The organism is Paenibacillus sp. HB172176 (assembly GCF_011947265.1).
Taxonomy (GTDB): domain Bacteria; phylum Bacillota; class Bacilli; order Paenibacillales; family Paenibacillaceae; genus Pristimantibacillus.
The window spans coordinates 1-19,339 of record NZ_JAATHD010000046.1 but is presented as its reverse complement, the minus strand read 5'-3'; the positions used below and the strand labels follow the sequence as shown (position 1 = coordinate 19,339).

Here is a 19,339-nt window from a genome sequence, read left to right as displayed (position 1 = left end):
TAAGCGCTGAAAGCATCTAAGCGTGAAGCCCCCCTCAAGATGAGATTTCCCAGTATGTAAGACCCCTTGAAGACGACGAGGTTGATAGGTTCGGGGTGGAAGCGCGGCAACGTGTGGAGCTGACGAATACTAATCGGTCGAGGGCTTATCCTAAAGCAACACAAGCTAAAGCGTAACAGCAACTTTCGTATCCAGTTTTCAAGGCGCAAACACGCTTTGAAAAGCAATGGTTGGGTCTTTTGCTGGAGTCATCCAGTAAGTAACTCGTCCGCAAAAACACCTGTTTGGTGGTGATGGCGGAGGGGAACCACGCGTTCCCATACCGAACACGACTGTTAAGCCCTCCAGCGCCGATGGTACTTGGACCGCAGGGTCCTGGGAGAGTAGGACGTCGCCAAGCAAAAAAAGTCTACCGTAGATTACGGTAGGCTTTTTTTGTGCTTGAAGACGTTCCTCTCCCGATGGGAGAGTGTCCGAACCCTTGATCGAAGCCAATCGGAGAAGCAGGCCCGGCCTTAGGGGAAGGTTCAGACGCCGACCGGCGTAGAGAGAGCTTTGAAGCGGATTCGTTGCCGGTGCGGAATGGACGTCGCCAAGCGAGAAGAGCCTGTTGCAGATACCTGCAGCAGGCTTTTTTGCGCTTAATTGCCCAATGAAGAGAGGGGGACGGTGGGTGTACATGTGTAATGTATAGATATACTGGAATAACTCCCTTATATGTGTCTGAGCTATCTCCTAGCAGCAATTAAAGTGGAAAATCTCCAGTATATAAGCTGCAGTCTCGAGAAAAAGCGATGAATTCAAGAAATGTAATGGAGGATTTCCAGCATATCTGCAGATTTCCTCTCAATTGAAGAAATATACAGGAGAAAATCCTGCTTATTGATACAAAAGGTTGGCAGCTATTGTCTTTCGGAAGTATTTTTCTTACTAGAGGTTCCGCTTCCTTCATAGGCAGTGTCCGAACCTTCCATGAAAGCAATTTGGAGAAGCAGAATAAGCAAGATAAGCAGGAACATCATAAAGCATGAAATGTACGAGGAAAAAGCAGGTCCATCAAGGGAAGCAACTTCATCATCTGTGAGAAAAGTCCTGACAATTCATGTATTTTGCCATCTGTTAGTGCTAAATGATCAAAATTCCTGCTGAAAGATAAGTAAATTTGCTCTATATTGTATTTTTATAAAATTTGATAAAATAAATTGTGACAGAAATTTGAACTTGTGTTCACCATAGAATATTCATATAGTGCCAAGCAAAACAGAAAAAAGGCAAATTCGCACGAAAGTCGAAGACGCAAAGCCACGGGTCTAACGCAGCATAATGCCATGACAGCCGGGCCGCTCAAGCTTTGTTTGGTATTCTTTTTTTCTGGATACGGAGGTGAAAAGAATAGCGGCAAGCTTCTTGAATGATCAATCATCCATGGAATTTATGAATTAAATATGGAGGTGTTCGGGAAGGAGCACTCAGCGTATATCGCTGAAATACATCGGGCAAAGGGGGAACAAGCGGAGAGGAATTACAGATCTGCAGAGTAAGCTTATATATGATAAGAAGACAGTGAGGACTCTCACTGTCTTCTTTCTGCAATAAAAGCTATTCCTAAGAAGCGTTCAGTTTCTCCATATATGCCAAGAGTCTTATAATGAGAGTAAGCGCCTCGGCACGAGTTGCTGTATCGCTTGGGCCAAATCTATTATTCTCTTTCCCCTGGATTAGGCCGGCTTGAGCAGCAGCGGCAACCTCTTGCTGCGCCCAAGCAGGTATATCGCCCTGATCATCAAAACCGCTGGTCGAAGTGGATGAATGCGATAAATTTGCTGCCCGAGCAATAATAACGGCTAGCTGTGCACGCGTTAGTTGTCCGGCTGCCCGGAAGGTTTGATCCTCGAAGCCGCTCATAAGACCGATTGCAACTGCTCTTGCGATATAATCTTTGGCCCAATCAGGTATTTGCGAATTGTCACTGAATGCTGCACGACCCTCGCCCTCCAGGTTCAGCGCACGACTAATCATGACTGCGAATTCACCGCGTGTAACAATGTTGTCCGGATGGAAGGTGCCGTCAGAATAGCCAGTCACGATTCCTCTCTTAATCGCTTTCTCGATATCGATCTTTGCCCAATGATTCACAATATCAGAGAATGAAGGCAGATCACCTGGAAGCTCCGGCGACTCTTCGTTCGTTTCTTCCTCGGCCTCCTCCTCCGTTTCTTCACCCGCCACATTGTCTCCCGGATTTACCGTTCCTGTTCCATCTCCTAATTCATAGCCCGGAGGAGCTCCGACTTGGCCGTTTCCTCCTGGAACGCTTGGACTGGAGCCCGCGTACACAGCGGAGCTTTCGTCGAATAAGAACTGAATATTATAGTTATGGACATAATTGATCGCTGGCCAGTTGACATCCACCCACGCCGGAATTTTGGAAGAAAGCGACGACAGCGCGTAGGTAACGACTCGTGTATTGGCGTCTGGATTGCTGTTCGAAACGGAACCGCTGGAACCATTCAACGTGAGAGCGACAATCTCAGCGCTTTGCTTGAGCGTGAAGGATACGGTCTTGGTGTTGCCCGTCACTTGAACCAGCGCTGATCCGAATAGATATCCATCCATGATGGAGACGCTGTTCGTACCATCCTTCAGTACCTGGAACGGGATATAATAGCTTCCGTTCGCCGGGTAAACGGGATTTAACACACCTGGCGTTCCATTGCCCGGAGTGCCAGAATCCCCTTCAATGACAGCATCTTTGAAAGCATCGAATGCCGATTGAAGGGCTTGCAAGGCCGAATTGGAATCTTCTTCAGCGGCATCTGTATGAACAGCTTCTTGAGATGCTGCTGCTAATGCCTCTTGCAGTGCTGCCTTGCTTCCAACAGGATATTGTCCAGTTGCTGAACCCTCCTCTGCGCCTTGCAGGAAGCTGCCAGCCTCCTTGATTAAAGCATAGAGCGCAGAGTTATCTACATTATTCAAATTCAATCGAATATCATGCGTCCGATCATAGTTTTGTGACGGCACAACGGTTCTTACCTTGGCATCCAGCAAGGCAGAAAGATCATTAACTGTAAAGCTCACCCTTCTCTGATCGGATGAAGTGTCTTCACTGAGCGTTTCCGCTTCCAGGTATTCATCGTTTACTTTTGTTTTGAACTCGGGAACGGTAGAGCTGTCCTTCAAGATGAATGTAATGTGATAGGAGCCGTCTGTTTCTTGATTCATAATTGCTGGTCTGACAAAATAATTTTCCATAGTCGAAAAAGCATCGTTCGTCGCATGGGCAATTGTGAAATAGAAGGGCTGCCCGGCAGAATACTCGAATGCATCTATTGCTTCTTGCAGCTCTGTTGTCGCAGTCAGAATCTGAGGACGTGGAGCAGCCAGCCAATTTCCCGTCTCGGATGCGGATGCAATGGCCGCTTGCAGCAATGCTTTGGACTCCATTGTATATTGTCCGGCCTCTGAGCCAATTACGGCTTGATCGTATACATTCTGCGCTTCCGTAACCAACGCATTCAGCTCATCGAGATAAGCTTTGTTAAAGCTAATGTAAATTTCTCTTACGGGCTCGACAGGCGCGGGAAGCTCGGCCGGATATTTCAGCTTCCACAATCCCTGCCACAGCATATCGGTTTGAAGGTGGTTTTGATTGCCTGACCGTATATAGGTTTGGTAGACCTTGTTCGTGTCTGTCGTGCTTAGAGTAACGGGAACCGCTCTATTAGAGGTGTAATTCCCGAATGAGCCCGTAGTTGCGTTAATGCTGACTTGCTGGATGGTCTGCGGGCCGAATTCCAGATCATCATTCGGATCGTCGATGAAGGTAATATTCGCATAGGCCTCATAGTAAGGAGCTGATTTTTTCTGCAGTATAACGGCCGTGGGACTAATCTCGTCCGCATATTCCGAGATTTGAGCATCGGGCCCTATGGAATCCAGAATGAGAATATCGACATTGGAAGCGACGAATTGCTGCTTCGCAATGTCCACCCAGTCATAGGCAGAATGGATTTGATCGTACATCTCATTAACAACAGTCTGGGAGGCGCTCGCATCGTCCACGATACTTTGGGCATCATTGATACTTGCCCGAACCTTCTGGGTCAGACCTGAGATTGGACGAGTGGAGGTGTCCACAGGATACTCTCCATGGGAAATGGCGGCTTCACTTGGTTTGGCAGGACCTCCGCTCTCCGTTTCACCGCCATCCTTTGCAGTTAATAACCATTGCTCCGCAACCGTTATCCATTGGGAGAGCCGAGATTTGTCGACAACAATAAGCTTGGCTTCATAGGATTTAATCGCTTGATCAAGCAGGGTATAAGCGGCCGACAAAATGCTCGGATTGTCAGGAGAATCGTTGACAATGGATTCTGCCAACAGGAGTTGATTATAGAGAGTCGTTCTGGAACCTTCCGGATAGAATCCGTCTCCCGTTCCCTCGCTTGTGCTCGCATATACGCTATGTCCGACAGTTAATCGTTCCTGGAATTGTTCAAGAGTCACTTCTGTATCAGCAGAATTGTCTTCTTCCTCCTCTTCTCCTGGAGGCGTTAGATCAATGCCGGATAGCGACAGCTCTAACTGTGCGTTATACCAGTGATTATATAGGATCGGCAATCCATATATATTGTCCTCGTCATGAATATGCATCAGTATGTCTTGCTTTGTCCATACGTCTTCGATAGGCAATTGTATGATGACATGATCGGGATCTTCCGCATCGCGTACGCTTGCTTCGGTATATCCTTCGATGCCCGTGACGGACTCGACGGAGCCAGCCTCTGTAATGACCGCTTTAACAGAGCCGGGATTACGCGAGCCGAAGTAGGCAAAGGTGGAAAAATCGCTTTTCTTGATCTCATGCTCGAATACGGCATGACCGTCTGCGATGATTAATTTTCCAGTATTGGCTGTCATGAAGGCATTCGCAGCCGAAGTTTCTGAAGTTCCATCCTTCACGTATCGGAATGGAATCGAATATTCACCGTCAGGTACAACAGTAGAGGTCTCAGCCTCTGCAGAGACCTCTCCCATATACAGGTTCGCGAATAATAGTGCGAACGCAATCAGTATTGAAAAAAATCTATTAATCGTAGCCGTCAATGTCATTACTCCCTTTATCCTTTTTTCAATAAATGAGGGTGTTCGTATACTTGGAAAGGAAGCGGACAATGTGACATTGCCGCTTCCTTCGTTTTCCATTATTGTTGTGGCTCAAATGCCTATGTCCAAACCAGCGTCAAATCATACCAGGTATTGTGGAACCCGCCGACAACGACATGAAGGGATAACGGAATGTCGGCCGAGGTGCTTCCCGGGAATACGAAGGTTGTCAGATTGGTGCCGGAATCATAGGAACCATAGTAGATCGTGCTTCCGACCTCAAGCTCGGGGAAGTAGTCGCCGGTCAAGGTAATGGTCACCTGTCCGCTGTCAATGGAGGCATCTCCTGCAATAAAGGAGCTCGAATGGGAATCATAGGCACCGTCATAATAGAATTCGTAGCTTTGCGTTGCGGCGAATACAGATGCTGCCATCGCCATAAATAGAGCCATAACAAGTACAGTCAATGATAATGATTTCTTCATCGTTTTCATTTCAACAACACTCCTTCAAATCTTCAAATTTGATCTTGCCTCATTGGATTGGGCGGGCAGAGCCGCAAAAGCAACTATGTGATAAGTCCGGATGCTCTTGATGTTGTTTATTCAAATAGCAAAGCTTCCTCCTTTCATGCAATGGTAGAGTCGGTGGACAGAGGCCTTCTCAGTTAATGATTATCATTCTCAATTGATGATCAAAAAAAATAACTGCCTCTTTATTTGCCGTGCACAGCAAATGAACGTCAACCCATTCTCCAATGGATGTTACGTGACAAATTGTAAGCATTGAATGTGAACGGAGCATGAACTTTACATTACAAATTCAAGTGGGGGCTCAGCCCGCTGCTGCTGTGATAACTGTAATATGAAATTCATGCTCCGTTCACAATCCCGAAGTAAACTTCACGATAAGAAGTGATTGATAATGACTCTCAATGAGTTTGCTGAAGCAAGTCGGGGAAGAACAAAATTGGAGGTAAGGAGATTGGGAGTGATCAGTCATCGCAGACCATGCTGCAACGCTCTTGCGGTTGCATTATTTTTGAGCGCGATCTTGCTTGGAGGCTGCCAAGGAGCGGTCAGCGAGGAGGAATGGAGCGGAAGCGGCATCATCATCACGGATTCTGCTCATCGTCAAATCAAGCTGAAAGAAATTCCAGAACGCATCGTAGCATTAGGCAATGGCGAGGCTGACATTATCTATGCGCTTGGCGGAGAATTATCAGGCAGGCCGGAGGAAAACGAAGGTTTTACTGTTGAGGCTGCCAAGGATGTGCCGGTTGTCGGTTCCGTGCATACCGTCGATCTGGAGAAAATCGCCATGCTGCATCCGGATGTGGTGCTCGGAAATTATCCGATTAACAGTAAAGATGCGGCTTCTCTTGAGGGCATCGGCACACAAATCATATTAACGGAGGCTAATTCTATTGCTGATATCCAGAAGCAAATTGCGCTCTTCGGAGAACTGCTGGGCAAGGAGGGTGCGGCAGCGGAGTGGAACGCAAAGATTGATTCCGAACTGGCCGAAGTGAAAGCGGCATACCCGCAGCAAGCGAAGAAGGTATTAATTGTATACGGAGCGCCAGGCACTTATCTTGCGGCTCTTCCTAATTCGTTAGCCGGTAATCTACTCGAGACGGCTGGCGGCACGAATGTGGCTGCCCAGTTCCCCAGACTGCAGAGTTACCCGCAATATGCGCAGTTGAATACAGAACGTGTGGTCGAGGCGGATCCCGATGTCGTGCTTATTATGACGCATGCCGATTCGGATGAAGTGAAGGACGGTTTCACCAAGGAGATGGAAAGCAATCCTGCATGGAATTCCCTGTCTGCTGTTCGCAATGGACAAATACATGTGTTGCCGCCAGCTCTGTTCGGCACGAATCCGGGCACTCGCGTCATTGATGCGGTGAAGCTGCTTGGGGAGTTGCTCAAGGAATGAATATCAGTGTCCGAAAAAGGCGGAGGCGTATTCTGGCTTTAGCATCCATTCCCTTGCTCCTAGTTGCTCTGCTATATGGAACGGGAAGCGGCTCTGTCGCAATAGGTTTGATGAATATTTGGCGGAGCTTGCTTCATCGAGGCGAAATGCCGTACGACACCATACTATGGGAGCTCCGAATACCGCGCGTTCTTATCGGTCTGCTTGTAGGCGCTTGTCTTGCAGCTTCCGGAGCGTTATTGCAAGGGGTGATGCGCAATCCGCTCGCCGATCCCGGCATAATAGGCGTATCCGCCGGCGGCGGGGCAGCGGCTGTCATCGCACTTGTTTTGTTTCCTCAGATGGCATATCTACTTCCTGGATTTGCTTTCGCGGGAGCGTTGCTGTCGTCGCTCCTCATCTATCTGCTGTCCTGGGACAGCGGCAGTTCGCCGGTCAGGATTGTGCTTGCAGGCATCGCAATTAATGCTTTGCTGGGCGGGGTGATGAATGCGATTATGGTGCTGAATCCCGATCGAATCCAGAATGTCATTCCCTGGTTGTCCGGCGGGCTGAGCGGGAGAAGTTGGCCGCATCTTGGCTTCATGCTGCCCTATGCGGCGGTGGGGCTGGCGCTTGTTCCTTTTGCGGCGCGTACGGTTAATCTTTTGATGCTCGGCGATCAATCGGCGGCGGCGCTTGGCCAGCATGTGGAGCGTCAACGCTTTCTTGTCATATCGCTAGCCTCGCTGCTTGCGGGAGCGGCGGTAAGCGTTGCGGGACTCGTCGGCTTTGTCGGCTTGATTGTTCCCCACGCGATTCGTCTCCTGATTGGAGAGGACCAGCGGTTCTTGCTTCCGTATGCCATGGTTGGAGGGGCCGTTCTGATGGTCGTTGCGGATACAGCAGCGAGAACCTGGTTCGATCCCATTGAACTGCCGGCTGGAATTCTGCTTGCATGTATCGGGGCGCCGTTCTTTCTTATTTTGCTGAAGCGAAGAAGGTTGGCGAGATAGGAATGAGTGACACTCAAAAAATGTTCTGAAAAACGGTTATCACAATCCAAGGAGGAATTATCAATGGTTATTGTTACGAATGTATCCCAAATTACGAAGGGAAACGGGGTTAAGCTGATTGAACGTTTCAATCGTATCGGCAAGGTTGAGGGCATGAAGGGATTTCTTGGGCTGGAGGTTATGCTGACAGAGAATACGAAGGAATATGATGAAGTTACGGTCAGCACCAGATGGGAGAGCAAGGAGGATTTCCACGGATGGACGCGAAGCGAAGCGTTCAGAGAGTCGCATTCTCATCGTGAGACGCCGGATTATATGATCTCGAACAAGATTGCTTTCTATCAAGTGAAGATTGTTCGTCAGCCTCTTTCAGGAGCAGAAGAACCGGCGCAGGTTCAAAGCGTGTAACAGACCTCTTCTTCAGGGCTTTTGAGAGATCTCCCATGATCTCTTGAAGCTCTTTTTTTCAGAGATGTATTGACATAATAGGTAAATGATTGATAGCATATTAATTGATAATAATTATCATTATCATAAAATGAAGTGAACATAAAGCTATTTTTATATGGAAAGGAAGAGCATGAAATGAAATGGAAGGCGTTGATCTGCTGCGCGATTGCGGTCTTCTGGATGGGCGTCTCATTGGGGCATGATTCTGCTTATGCGGCGAAGATGCCTCAGGACGGCGAGTACTCGGCTGATTATTTGATTCTGCAAGCGGAGAATGACTCGGTGTCGATGGCAAATGATTATTGGGAGAAGCCCGCTTCAGTCATTATTGATAAAGGCATTGCAACGATACGCTTAACGATTAATCACAGTAAATGGGTGACTGCTTTCAAGGTGCCGGCGGGAAGCGGGTATAGGGATACGTCGATCATTGTAACGAATAAGCAAGCGGATACGAGGCTGGTGGAATTCAAGGCTTCAATTGCAGAGCCAATCGTTTCGAAAATTCATGTCACGGTCCCGGATATCGACTATGATCATGATTACACGATTCGTCTCGTGTTCGATCTGGACAGCTTTGCTGCCGTCAAAGGGAGTTCGGGCGAAGGAGGGGAAGCGGGATCTCCGACTGCACAGTCAAGTCCCGCGCCAAGTGTTCAGCCGAGCCCAAGCTTGGGCGCGTCGCAGGCGACATCGTCGGCCCCGGCATCGACAGAGACAGAGGCGCCGCGCCCCACTCCGGATGCCGCGGCTTCTAACGCGGAGAGTCAAGCTCCGACAGCGAAGAGTCAAGCGCTGGAAGCAGCCCCATCGTCGGCGCCAACCGACAAGCCGACATCCGAAGAGGGCGAGGAGCCTTCGTCGACAGCGGCATCACCTTCCGCGAAGACGATCGATGCCGCATCGGCCGGGCGCTCTCAGGCGGAAGCCTCCGGAACGGATGAACGGTCCGCGAACAGCGCTGCTCCATCAACCGAATCGTCAGAGCCAAACAATCAGGCTAAGACGAATACGGGCGCTTCAACCTCGTCAACAGAGCGAGGTGATGCTGCTGTCGAGACGGCGAAGCAAGGCTCTGATGCCGCCGCTGTTCAAACGATCGCGTCAGGTCTGGACGCGGGGAAGCCGCAAAGCGAAGATTCTTCTAGTCGCATGAATGTATGGACGCCGATTATAGCTGCTCTCATTCTGATCGTCGGAGCTTTTTTCATCTGGAAGAGAAGAAGGGAAAATCCTTCAGAATAAGTGAGGAGATTGCAGAGAAATGATGAAACTCAGGAACAGAATGATAAAGCTGTTCGCTCTCGGGCTATTATTAGCGATCCTGGCGGGCTGCGGCGAGGGGAATTGGAATGAAGTCGCCAATCATTCAGCTGAAACATCGGTTGCGGCATCGAGTGAGACGTCGAATGAAAGCGAACCTGTCCCGGCGGAAAATCAAAGGATTGTGTCGACGACCGTTGCGGTAACGCAAATTATGGATCGGCTCGACATTGATTTGGTAGGCGTGCCGAAGAGCGTCAAGACTCTTCCGGCAAGATATGACCAAGCGGTCAAGGTCGGCAATCCGATGAGCCCGGACATGGAGCTTGTGAAGTCGCTTCAGCCGACCGAGGTGCTCTCTGTCACAACCTTGCAATACGAGCTCGAGCCGGTGTTTAAGCAAGCGAAGGTGAACGCTGAATTTCTGGATTTAACCAGCTTGGAGAGCATGCAGAAAGAAATATTGAAGCTCGGCGAGAAATTCGATCGTCAAGAGCAGGCCAAGCAGCTTGTGGAGGAATATGAGCAAGCGCTGAAGGAGCTTCAGCAAGCGACGGCGGGCAAGGAGAAGCCGACGGTTCTCATTCTGCTCGGCGTGCCTGGCAGCTATTTGGTCGCGACGGAGCATTCCTATATCGGAGATTTGGTTCGGTTGGCGGGCGGCGTTAATATCGTGCAGGGCGAGAAGGTTGAATATTTGGCCTCCAATACGGAATATCTTCACCAATCGAACCCCGATGTGATTTTGAGGGCGGCTCACGGCATGCCGGAGGAGGTTGTGAAGATGTTCGACGAGGAGTTCAGGAAGAATGATATCTGGCATCATTTCAAGGCTGTTCAGACGGGAAGGGTCTATGATCTGGAAGAGAGGTTATTCGGGACGACAGGCAATCTGGCTGTCAGCGAATCACTCAAAGCGCTGCTGCCCATGCTGTATCCCGACATTTCGTGAAGGACTGTGAAGCATGAAGAAAACGAGTGTATTTGTCATTACGGCTTTCCTATTAATTGGAACAGCGGTATTCTCCGCGATGACAGGCAGCATCAAGGTTACAGCCTGGGAGCTGGCGCAGGGCTTATGGGACGGCGTGGATGAACGGGTGGAAATTATAAAAGATTTGCGCTTCCCGCGCATTCTCGTTTCCATGCTGTCAGGCGCGGCGCTGGCTGTCGCCGGAGCGCTGCTGCAGGCGGTAATCAAGAATCCTTTGGCGGAGCCTGGCATTATCGGTATTTCCGCCGGAGCGGGATTCGTGTCGATTACGGTCGTGACCGTTTTCCCAATGCTCTACTTCTGGTCGCCGCTGTTCTCCGTAATCGGGGGTGCATTTGCCTGTTATCTCGTTTATTCGTTATCCTGGCGAGTAAGGCTGAATCCGCTTCGGCTGCTCTTGGTCGGGATTGCGGTAAATGCGGTCTTCACCGGTCTCGGGCAGCTCTACAATTATCGCGGCAGCTACGCGGTTACCAGCGTTAATCAGGCGATATCCTCTATCTTCACGATGAAGACCTGGGAGGATGTGTACATCCTGGCCTTATTCGGCGGAGCGGGACTTGCATTGGCTCTGCTGCTGGGCGTATGGTGCAATATGCTCGCCTTCGAGGATGAAACGGCTCGCAATCTCGGTTTGAAGGTGGTTCAGGCGCGACTGGCGATATCCGCGGTTGCCGTTCTGCTCGCATCCGTCGCGACGGCGATTGGCGGTTTGATTATGTTCGCCGGCCTGCTTGTGCCCCATGTGGGCAGAATGCTCGTCGGTACGAATTACAAGCTGCTGCTCCCCTTCTCGGCTCTCGGAGGGGCGCTGCTCATTCTGCTTGCGGATACGATTGGACGAACGGTGCTGGCGCCGACGGAAATTCCCGCTTCCATTATCATGACGGTGATCGGCGGACCTTTTCTTATTATGATGCTCAGAAGAAACGACAAGCTGGGCGCTTGACGGGATTGTGCGCGATGCAGGCGCTTCAGCTTGGCGAGAGAGGAGAATGAGGCGAGTTGAAGCAGGTGCTGATTACAGACGATGATTCCAATACGCGTTCCTTGCTGGGGCATTACATGACCAGGGAAGGCTTTCGCGTGCTGGAGGCTCAGAATGGACATGAAGCGATGAATGTGCTCGCTAAGCAAGGAATCGATCTCGCTATTTATGATGTCATGATGCCCGAGATGGACGGATATGCCTTAGTCGAATATACCCGAAGGAATTATGATATCCCGATTCTGCTGCTCACGGCATGCGATCAGCTCAGCGACAAGGAGAAGGGCTATTTGAGCGGGACGGATGATTATGTGACCAAGCCATTCGAGCTGTCCGAAATTTTGTTCCGCGTCAAAGCATTGTTTCGCCGTTATTCTTTCGCATCCAGCGATAAGATCAGATTGAACGAGCTCGTCATCGACCGCAAAAATTATGAAGTTACGGACGGAGACGAGGTGCTGTTGCTGCCGCTGAAGGAATTTGAGCTTCTCGCTCAGCTTGCCGAGTATCCGGGCAGGGTGTTTACGAGAGACGAACTGATCCGCATTATATGGGGGACGGATTACAATGGAGACGAGCGAACGGTGGATGTGCATATCAAGCGACTTCGCAAACGCTTTTCTTTCCAGGATAGAGGCTTCTCCATTCATACGATCAGAGGTATAGGCTACAAAATCGAGGTGTCCTCCCGATGAAAGCTTCGCTGTACATACGCGTGCTTATTATTATTCTATATACGATCGCGATCAGCGGAATGCTCGGCTATTATGCGGCAACGCTGTATTATCACTGGCATTTGAAGTCTCATAATGATGCCAAGCTGTTCCTCGCGGCCGAGACGATTCAGATGCATATTGAGAAATTTCCGAATGTAATGGGCGATTACCTGGGCAGCCTCGCCTATCTTGGTTATCAAGTCTACGTGTATGACGAGGCGGGCAATGAGATGTTCTATGGAAGGGATTTCGGGAAGAATGATCTTTCTTCCATCGTGAAGGAGCGGGTTTTGCGGGGAGAGACGTATCACGGCATTGCCGAATTTCCGAATCATCCCTTCTCAACCGGCTATTTCGATAATTTGACCAGCAATACGGTAGGCGTACAGGTTCAGGCGAGTGCCGAGCGGTACGCTCTTTTTCTGCGTCACGACAGCAGCATTTATTTCGATGAGCTTCGGATCTTCTTCCAACTCATGTTCGTGCTCAGCCTCTTGTTTTGCATCCCCTATTTTCTGTTCAGCGTACGATATATCGTCCAGCCTATTGTTCGCTTGATGGAGGCGGCGAAGCGTGTTGCCCAGGGGCAATATTCCTTGCAGCTGCCAACGAAACGGAAGGACGAAATCGGTCAGTTGGCTGTTCAATTTCAGAAAATGGGCGCGGCGCTTGAGCGGACGGATCGAGCCAAGAAGGAATTCGTGGCGAATGTGTCTCATGAGATTCAGTCTCCTCTAACCTCGATTCAAGGCTATGCGGATTCCTTGCTTCAGGAAGAGCTGCCATGGAAGGAGCGCATGCGTTATGCGGCGATTATCGGGCAGGAGACAAGACATCTTGCCGCCTTAAGTCGTCAATTATTGCTCTTGTCGACGCTAGAGCATGATGGCCGCCTGTCCGGGAAGCGAAGCATCCCTGTGCGGCAGCAGCTGAGGCAGGCTTTGCAGACGCTCGAATGGCAGTTGGCGGAGAAGGATATTGCAGTGAGAATTATTGTGCAGGATCAGTTGACCGTTGCCGGCGACGAGGTGCTGCTCATGCAGGTATGGTCGAATTTGTTATCGAATGCGGTGAAGCATATCCCAAGCGGCCGCTCCATAATTATTGAAGGAATGCAGGAAGAAGACTGCAGCGTAATCAGCATTCGAGACACGGGTGAGGGCATACCCGAGGAACAGCTTCCTTACATCTATGATCGTTTCTATCGGGGGGACGCAGCTCGTGAACGCAGAACGGGGAGCACGGGCTTGGGCTTGTCCATTGTCAAGCGAATCGTGCATATGCATGAGGGCTCGATACATGTTGTCAGCAAGCAAGGCAAGGGGACATCATTCACGGTGCGAATACCCTCCGGGCATTCGAGCAACGGAAAAGAAATTTAGCCATCGATTAACAAGCGTGTATCTGGAATGAATTTGTTTTGCAAGTGCGTCAATAGGGGTAAGCTAATGCTATACGCCTCCCACTCCAGAGTGTGCATATGAGAGCAACACAGCAGCAATGCAGAGGAATTGAAGATTTATTGCAATGTTCAGAAAATTTAAAGATTACCGCTTGACGTTTGATGAAATTTTTGTATAATGAAGTTAAAGTCAAAGAAAGTCAAAGTCAACACTTATTTCATTTCAATCTGTTCAATTTCAGGGAGGTTGGCGGTTTGCTTAATATTTCCGATCTCATTGAACAGCATTTGAAGCAGATGCTGGATGAAAGCGAAGGCGTTGTCGAGATTAGACGCAATGATCTAGCGGATAAATTCTCCTGTGTGCCATCCCAGATCAATTATGTAATCAGCACCAGATTTACGCTGGAGAAAGGATACATGGTTGAAAGCAAGCGCGGAGGCGGAGGCTATATTCGCATACAGCGCGTAGATCTTCCGGCGCTGAAGATGATTCAGTATCACATTGAGCAAACGATTGGCCAAAGCGTGGACCAGAGCACGGCTGAAGGCTTGATCTATCAGCTTGGCGAAGGCGGTCTCTTAACGAAGCGCGAAGCAAATTTGCTGCAGGCCGCGATTCATCGCGATACGATCGCTCTGAAGCTTCCCTATCGGGACGAGATGCGCGCCAGAATACTGACATCGATGCTCATTTCACTGCTGGTCAAATAAGACGACAGGGAGGGACCAGAGTTGTTTTGCCAAGAATGCGGCAAGAAGCCGGCTACTCTTCATTTCACGAAAATTATTAACGGCGAGAAGACGGAATTTCATATTTGCGAAGCTTGCGCAAGGGAGAAGGGCGAGGGCATACCCGGCGCTCCGAACAGCTTCTCCATCCACAGCTTGTTGTCGGGCTTGCTCGACTTTAACGCTATAGGCGGCAACGCCTCGAGCGGCATCGCGAATTCGTCCCTGCAATGCGAGGAATGCGGTTTAACCTATGCGCAATTCAGCAAGATCGGCCGATTCGGCTGCAGCTCTTGCTATAAGACGTTCGGAAATCGGCTTGATCCTCTGCTGAAACGGGTACATGGAAGTACGACCCATACAGGGAAGATCCCGAAACGATCCGGCGATCAGATTAAATGCAAGCGCGAAGTGGAACGATTAAGACGAGAGCTCCAGACTTATGTGGAGCAGGAGGAATTCGAGAATGCGGCGGAGCTTCGCGATCGAATCCGGGAGCTTGATCGTAAAATCAGCGAGATGTAATGAAAGAGGTTGTTCAAAAAGTCCACTTTTGATCACGAAGCATGCCAAGAAGTTTATTCGACATCGAATCTTGCACTCAGCCGAAACTTCCGTTACTCAGTTTCTAGCTTCATACAAGCTTCTCGGTGCTGAAAACCGGACTTTTTGAACACGTATTTAATAACGGAAGGGGTGAATCCGTTGACGAAACGAAGATATACGCAGGATGCGTTAAGCGAATGGATGAAGGGCGAAGGCCCGGATTCCGATGTGGTGATATCCAGCAGAGTTCGCGTTGCTCGAAATTTGCGTCACCAGCCGTTTCCGATGCTGGCTACCAATGAGCAGTCGGCGGAGGTGCTGGGCAAGCTTACCGATGTAAGCTTGGCCGGCAGGCTGGAGCCTTTCGGCAGCTTCGAGACGGTTCTGCTCTCCGATATTAGCGAGTTGGATAAGCGGGTGCTCGTGGAAAAGCATTTGATCAGTCCGAATCTTGCGAACGAGTCGCGAGCCGGCGCAGTTATTCTAAGCGAGAACGAAGCGGTCAGCATTATGATTAACGAAGAAGACCATTTGCGCATTCAATGTTTATATCCCGGTTTTCAAATCGGCGAGGCATGGGCGCTCGCAAGCGGAATTGACGATACATTTGAAGAAGCGGCCGACTATGCGTTCGATGAGAACCGCGGATATTTGACGGCATGTCCCACGAATGTGGGAACGGGAATTCGCGCATCGATTATGATGCATTTGCCGGCTCTGGTGCTGACCCAGCAGATTAATCGCATTCTGACGGCGGTGACGCAGGTAGGACTGACGGTAAGAGGCCTGTATGGAGAAGGAAGCGAGGCGCTCGGAAATTTGTTCCAAATCTCGAATCAGATTACGCTTGGCCAATCTGAATCGGAGATCATTGAAAATTTGCATGGCGTGGCGAAGCAAATTATCGAGCATGAGCGCTCGGCGCGGAAGCGGCTGCTGGAGGAGTCGCGCATGCGGATCGAGGATCGGGTAAGGCGATCTTACGGTATTCTGTCCCATGCGGTTATTATGGACTCCAAGGAAGCTGCGCAGCGATTGTCCGATATCCGGCTCGGTGCCGATCTCGGATTGCTCGAGGAAGTAACGCCGCAGATGCTCAATGAGCTGCTTGTAATGACTCAGCCTGGTTTTCTGCAACAAACCTTCGATGAGAAGATGAGTCCGGAGCAGCGGGATTATCGCAGGGCAGAGCTCATTCGCAAGCAATTAAGCGGTCAATTTGATCATGGGGGTGCAGGAATATGATGTTTGGAAGATTTACGGAACGCGCGCAGAAGGTGTTGGCACTTGCTCAAGAGGAGGCCGTGCGACTCGGCCATAACAATATTGGAACGGAGCATATTCTGCTCGGCTTGATTCGGGAAGGAGAGGGCATTGCGGCGAAGGCGCTGATCGGACTCGGTCTCGGTCTGGAGAAGATTCAGGACGAGGTGGAAGCCTTGATCGGCAGAGGGCAGGAACAGCCGAATAATATTGCTTACACGCCGAGAGCGAAGAAGGTTATCGAGCTGTCGATGGATGAAGCGAGAAAGCTCGGTCATACTTATGTCGGAACAGAGCATATTCTGCTGGGCCTTATTCGCGAGGGCGAAGGCGTTGCGGCTCGGGTGCTTAACAATCTGGGCATCTCGCTGAACAAGGCGCGTCAGCAAGTGCTGCAGCTGCTTGGCAGCAGCGAGGCTGTGTCGAGCAATCACGGCTCGCAGGCGAATGTCAGCACGCCGACATTGGATGGTCTCGCCAGGGATCTTACCGCTTACGCGAAGGAAGGCAATCTCGATCCGGTCATCGGCCGGAGCAAGGAAATCGAGCGCGTCATTCAAGTGCTCAGCCGCCGGACGAAGAACAATCCGGTTCTTATCGGGGAGCCAGGCGTCGGCAAGACGGCGATTGCGGAAGGACTTGCGCAGAAGATCATCAATAATGAAATTCCGGAGACGCTGCGCGACAAGCGCGTCATGACGCTCGATATGGGGTCGGTTGTCGCAGGAACGAAATATCGGGGCGAATTCGAGGATCGCTTGAAGAAAATCATGGATGAAATTCGTCAGGCCGGCAACATCATTCTGTTCATTGACGAGCTTCATACGCTTATCGGAGCAGGCGGAGCGGAAGGCGCGATTGACGCCTCCAACATCCTGAAGCCGGCGCTTGCCCGCGGCGAGCTGCAATGCATCGGAGCGACGACGCTGGATGAATATCGCAAATATATTGAGAAGGATGCCGCGCTGGAGCGCCGCTTCCAGCCGATTACGGTTGATCAGCCTTCGGTGGAGGAAGCGATTCAAATCCTGCATGGTTTGCGCGATCGTTACGAGGCGCATCACCGGGTGAAAATTACCGATGAATCCATCGTGCAAGCGGTGAAGCTGTCGGATCGTTATATTACGGATCGTTTCCTGCCGGATAAAGCGATCGACCTGATTGACGAGGCGAGCTCGAAGGTTAGGCTGAATTCCTACACCGTACCGCCAAACTTGAAGCAGCTCGAGAACCGTCTCGAGGATATCCGCAAGGAGAAGGATGCGGCTGTTCAAAGCCAGGAATTCGAGAAAGCCGCGGCGCTTCGCGATACGGAGCAGAAGATTCGCGAAGAGCTCGATGTGACGAAGAATCAGTGGAAGGAAAAGCAAGGCCGCACCGATTCAGAAGTAACGCCTGAGGATATCGCTCAGGTCGTGGCAAGCTGGACCGGCATTCCGGTCAGCAAGCTGGCGGAAGAGGAGACTGAGCGTCTCATGAAGATGGAATCCATTCTTCATGACCGCGTCATCGGTCAGGAGGAAGCGGTGAAATCCGTTTCCCGCGCCATCAGACGCGCCAGAGCGGGTCTTAAGGATCCGAAGCGTCCTATCGGCTCCTTCATCTTCCTCGGCCCGACCGGGGTCGGCAAGACGGAGCTTGCAAGAGCGCTCGCCGAATCGATGTTCGGCGACGAGAATGCCGTTATCCGCATCGATATGTCGGAATATATGGAGAAGCATTCGACTTCTCGTCTGGTCGGAGCGCCTCCGGGCTATGTCGGCTACGAGGAAGGCGGTCAGCTGACAGAGAAGGTTCGCCGCAAGCCGTATTCGGTCGTGCTGCTCGACGAAATCGAGAAGGCGCATCCGGAAGTGTTCAACATCCTTCTTCAAGTGCTTGAAGACGGCAGATTGACGGACTCCAAGGGCCGCGTGGTCGATTTCCGCAACACGCTGATCATTATGACATCCAATGTGGGAGCCGATCAGATCAAGAAGAATACGACGCTTGGCTTCACAGCGGTTCAAGACGCCGGCCGCGAATTTAATGTGATGAAGGATAAGGTAATGGCTGAGCTCAAGAAGAGCTTCCGTCCGGAGTTCTTGAACCGGATCGATGAGACGATTGTGTTCCATTCGCTGGGCGAGGAGCATATCGCTCAGATTGTGACGCTGATGTCCGACGAGCTTCGCAAGCGTCTGCGCGAGCAAGAGGTGGACTTCACGCTCACGGATGCGGCCAAGGCGTTCCTTGCGAAGGAAGGCTACGATCCGCAGTACGGCGCGAGACCGCTTCGCAGAGCGATTCAGAAGCATATCGAGGATCGCTTGTCCGAGGATCTGCTGATGGGCCTCATTCAGAAGGGCGACACCTTCGAGATCGACGAGAAGGACGGCGCGCTTGTGGTAGCGAAGACGGTGAAGAAGCCCGATCCTGCGCCGGAAGAATCGACGTCAAGCAAATCTTGATGTCAGCTCGACATAAAGGGAAGAGATACAAATAAATAAAGAAGTAAAGAAACCCCACCCCGCCAAATTATTAAATAATTTGGCGGTTTTTTTGACGTCAGAATTTATAAAATTTCGATAGGAATAACGCTTGCGCCGCCGGTAACGGACATTTTCGAGGCCCTCTAGCTGGTTTTAAAGGACATCCGCGACCGTTAAAATTCCCGTTAGGCGTGATTACGGCTTCTTACGGTCATTTGTGTCCGTTACGCTGCACGTCTTGGTTCAATGGCCACGCGCTTACGGATCCACAATGAATCGGCAGCCTTCCAAAAGTCTGTTAGAGCAGGTTGCTGTTTTCCAAGGACACCGTTAGGCGTTTTTCTTATAATGCGCGCCTAGCCAAGCTAGGCACAACTAGCCGGTGAAAGTCCGGTCGAGGTAAGAGCCAAGTCGCCTCGTAGCTGACAGGCAACTGGTGGAGAGATCCTAAGGTTGAAGCCCTGTGACA

General features: G+C 50.6%; 14 protein-coding genes, 2 rRNA genes and 1 riboswitch. Of the genes, 14 read left to right on the top strand and 2 right to left on the bottom strand.

Annotated elements, in window-relative coordinates; all coding sequences use genetic code 11:
• A 23S ribosomal RNA gene (locus HFP08_RS28375) occupies window positions 1-153 on the top strand; the annotation flags it as partial.
• A 130-nt stretch (window positions 154-283) separates the two neighbouring features.
• A 5S ribosomal RNA gene (gene rrf / locus HFP08_RS28370) occupies window positions 284-400 on the top strand.
• Window positions 401-1,260: 860 nt separating this feature from the next.
• A riboswitch (cyclic di-GMP riboswitch) is annotated at window positions 1,261-1,348 on the top strand.
• Window positions 1,349-1,605: 257 nt separating this feature from the next.
• Here the strand turns inward: rrf and HFP08_RS28365 are convergent.
• Together HFP08_RS28365 and HFP08_RS28360 are read right to left on the bottom strand one after the other, a co-directional pair.
• The gene (locus tag HFP08_RS28365) at window positions 1,606-5,115 is read right to left on the bottom strand and encodes an NEAT domain-containing protein (protein WP_168124001.1); all 3,510 of its coding nucleotides are present in this window, start codon (window positions 5,113-5,115) and stop codon (window positions 1,606-1,608) included.
• 113 nt (window positions 5,116-5,228) lie between these two features.
• On the bottom strand, window positions 5,229-5,603 hold the full coding sequence (locus tag HFP08_RS28360) for a hypothetical protein (protein ID WP_168124000.1): 375 nt from the start codon (window positions 5,601-5,603) through the stop codon (window positions 5,229-5,231).
• A 496-nt stretch (window positions 5,604-6,099) separates the two neighbouring features.
• Here HFP08_RS28360 and HFP08_RS28355 point away from each other — a divergent pair, with 496 nt between their 5' ends.
• The 12 genes from HFP08_RS28355 to clpC all read left to right on the top strand — a co-directional run bounded on the left by HFP08_RS28355 (window position 6,100) and on the right by clpC (window position 18,849).
• The gene (locus HFP08_RS28355; RefSeq protein WP_240941932.1) at window positions 6,100-7,050 is read left to right on the top strand and encodes an ABC transporter substrate-binding protein; all 951 of its coding nucleotides are present in this window, start codon (window positions 6,100-6,102) and stop codon (window positions 7,048-7,050) included.
• On the top strand, window positions 7,047-8,045 hold the full coding sequence (locus tag HFP08_RS28350) for a FecCD family ABC transporter permease (protein WP_168123998.1): 999 nt from the start codon (window positions 7,047-7,049) through the stop codon (window positions 8,043-8,045). Before HFP08_RS28355 ends, HFP08_RS28350 begins: the two co-directional genes overlap by 4 nt.
• A gap of 63 nt (window positions 8,046-8,108) precedes the next feature.
• Window positions 8,109-8,453: a heme oxygenase gene (gene isdG / locus HFP08_RS28345; RefSeq protein ID WP_168123997.1), complete on the top strand. Its 345-nt coding sequence runs from the start codon at window positions 8,109-8,111 to the stop codon at window positions 8,451-8,453.
• Between the two features lie 177 nt (window positions 8,454-8,630).
• Complete coding sequence (locus tag HFP08_RS28340; RefSeq protein WP_168123996.1) at window positions 8,631-9,740, top strand: NEAT domain-containing protein; 1,110 nt, start codon at window positions 8,631-8,633, stop codon at window positions 9,738-9,740.
• A 22-nt stretch (window positions 9,741-9,762) separates the two neighbouring features.
• Window positions 9,763-10,710: a heme ABC transporter substrate-binding protein IsdE gene (gene isdE, locus HFP08_RS28335; protein ID WP_481856632.1), complete on the top strand. Its 948-nt coding sequence runs from the start codon at window positions 9,763-9,765 to the stop codon at window positions 10,708-10,710.
• 13 nt (window positions 10,711-10,723) lie between these two features.
• Window positions 10,724-11,701, top strand: coding sequence for a FecCD family ABC transporter permease (locus tag HFP08_RS28330; RefSeq protein WP_168123994.1), 978 nt, complete (start codon window positions 10,724-10,726; stop codon window positions 11,699-11,701).
• A 56-nt stretch (window positions 11,702-11,757) separates the two neighbouring features.
• Window positions 11,758-12,435, top strand: coding sequence for a response regulator transcription factor (locus HFP08_RS28325; RefSeq protein WP_168123993.1), 678 nt, complete (start codon window positions 11,758-11,760; stop codon window positions 12,433-12,435).
• Window positions 12,432-13,838 (top strand): sensor histidine kinase, encoded by a 1,407-nt coding sequence (locus HFP08_RS28320; protein ID WP_168123992.1) that lies wholly within the window; start codon window positions 12,432-12,434, stop codon window positions 13,836-13,838. The genes HFP08_RS28325 and HFP08_RS28320 overlap by 4 nt, the downstream gene beginning before the upstream one ends.
• Before the next feature lie 275 nt (window positions 13,839-14,113).
• Complete coding sequence (locus HFP08_RS28315; protein WP_168123991.1) at window positions 14,114-14,572, top strand: CtsR family transcriptional regulator; 459 nt, start codon at window positions 14,114-14,116, stop codon at window positions 14,570-14,572.
• A gap of 21 nt (window positions 14,573-14,593) precedes the next feature.
• Window positions 14,594-15,115 carry a protein-arginine kinase activator protein McsA gene (gene mcsA / locus HFP08_RS28310; RefSeq protein ID WP_168123990.1) on the top strand — a complete coding sequence of 174 codons (522 nt, stop codon included), beginning with the start codon at window positions 14,594-14,596 and terminating at the stop codon, window positions 15,113-15,115.
• Window positions 15,116-15,337: 222 nt separating this feature from the next.
• A complete protein-coding gene (gene mcsB, locus HFP08_RS28305; protein WP_481856631.1) occupies window positions 15,338-16,381 on the top strand; it encodes a protein-arginine kinase McsB in 1,044 nt (347 codons plus the stop codon).
• A complete protein-coding gene (clpC, locus tag HFP08_RS28300; RefSeq protein ID WP_168123988.1) occupies window positions 16,378-18,849 on the top strand; it encodes an ATP-dependent protease ATP-binding subunit ClpC in 2,472 nt (823 codons plus the stop codon). Before mcsB ends, clpC begins: the two co-directional genes overlap by 4 nt.
• The last annotated feature ends 490 nt before the right edge of the window (window positions 18,850-19,339 follow it).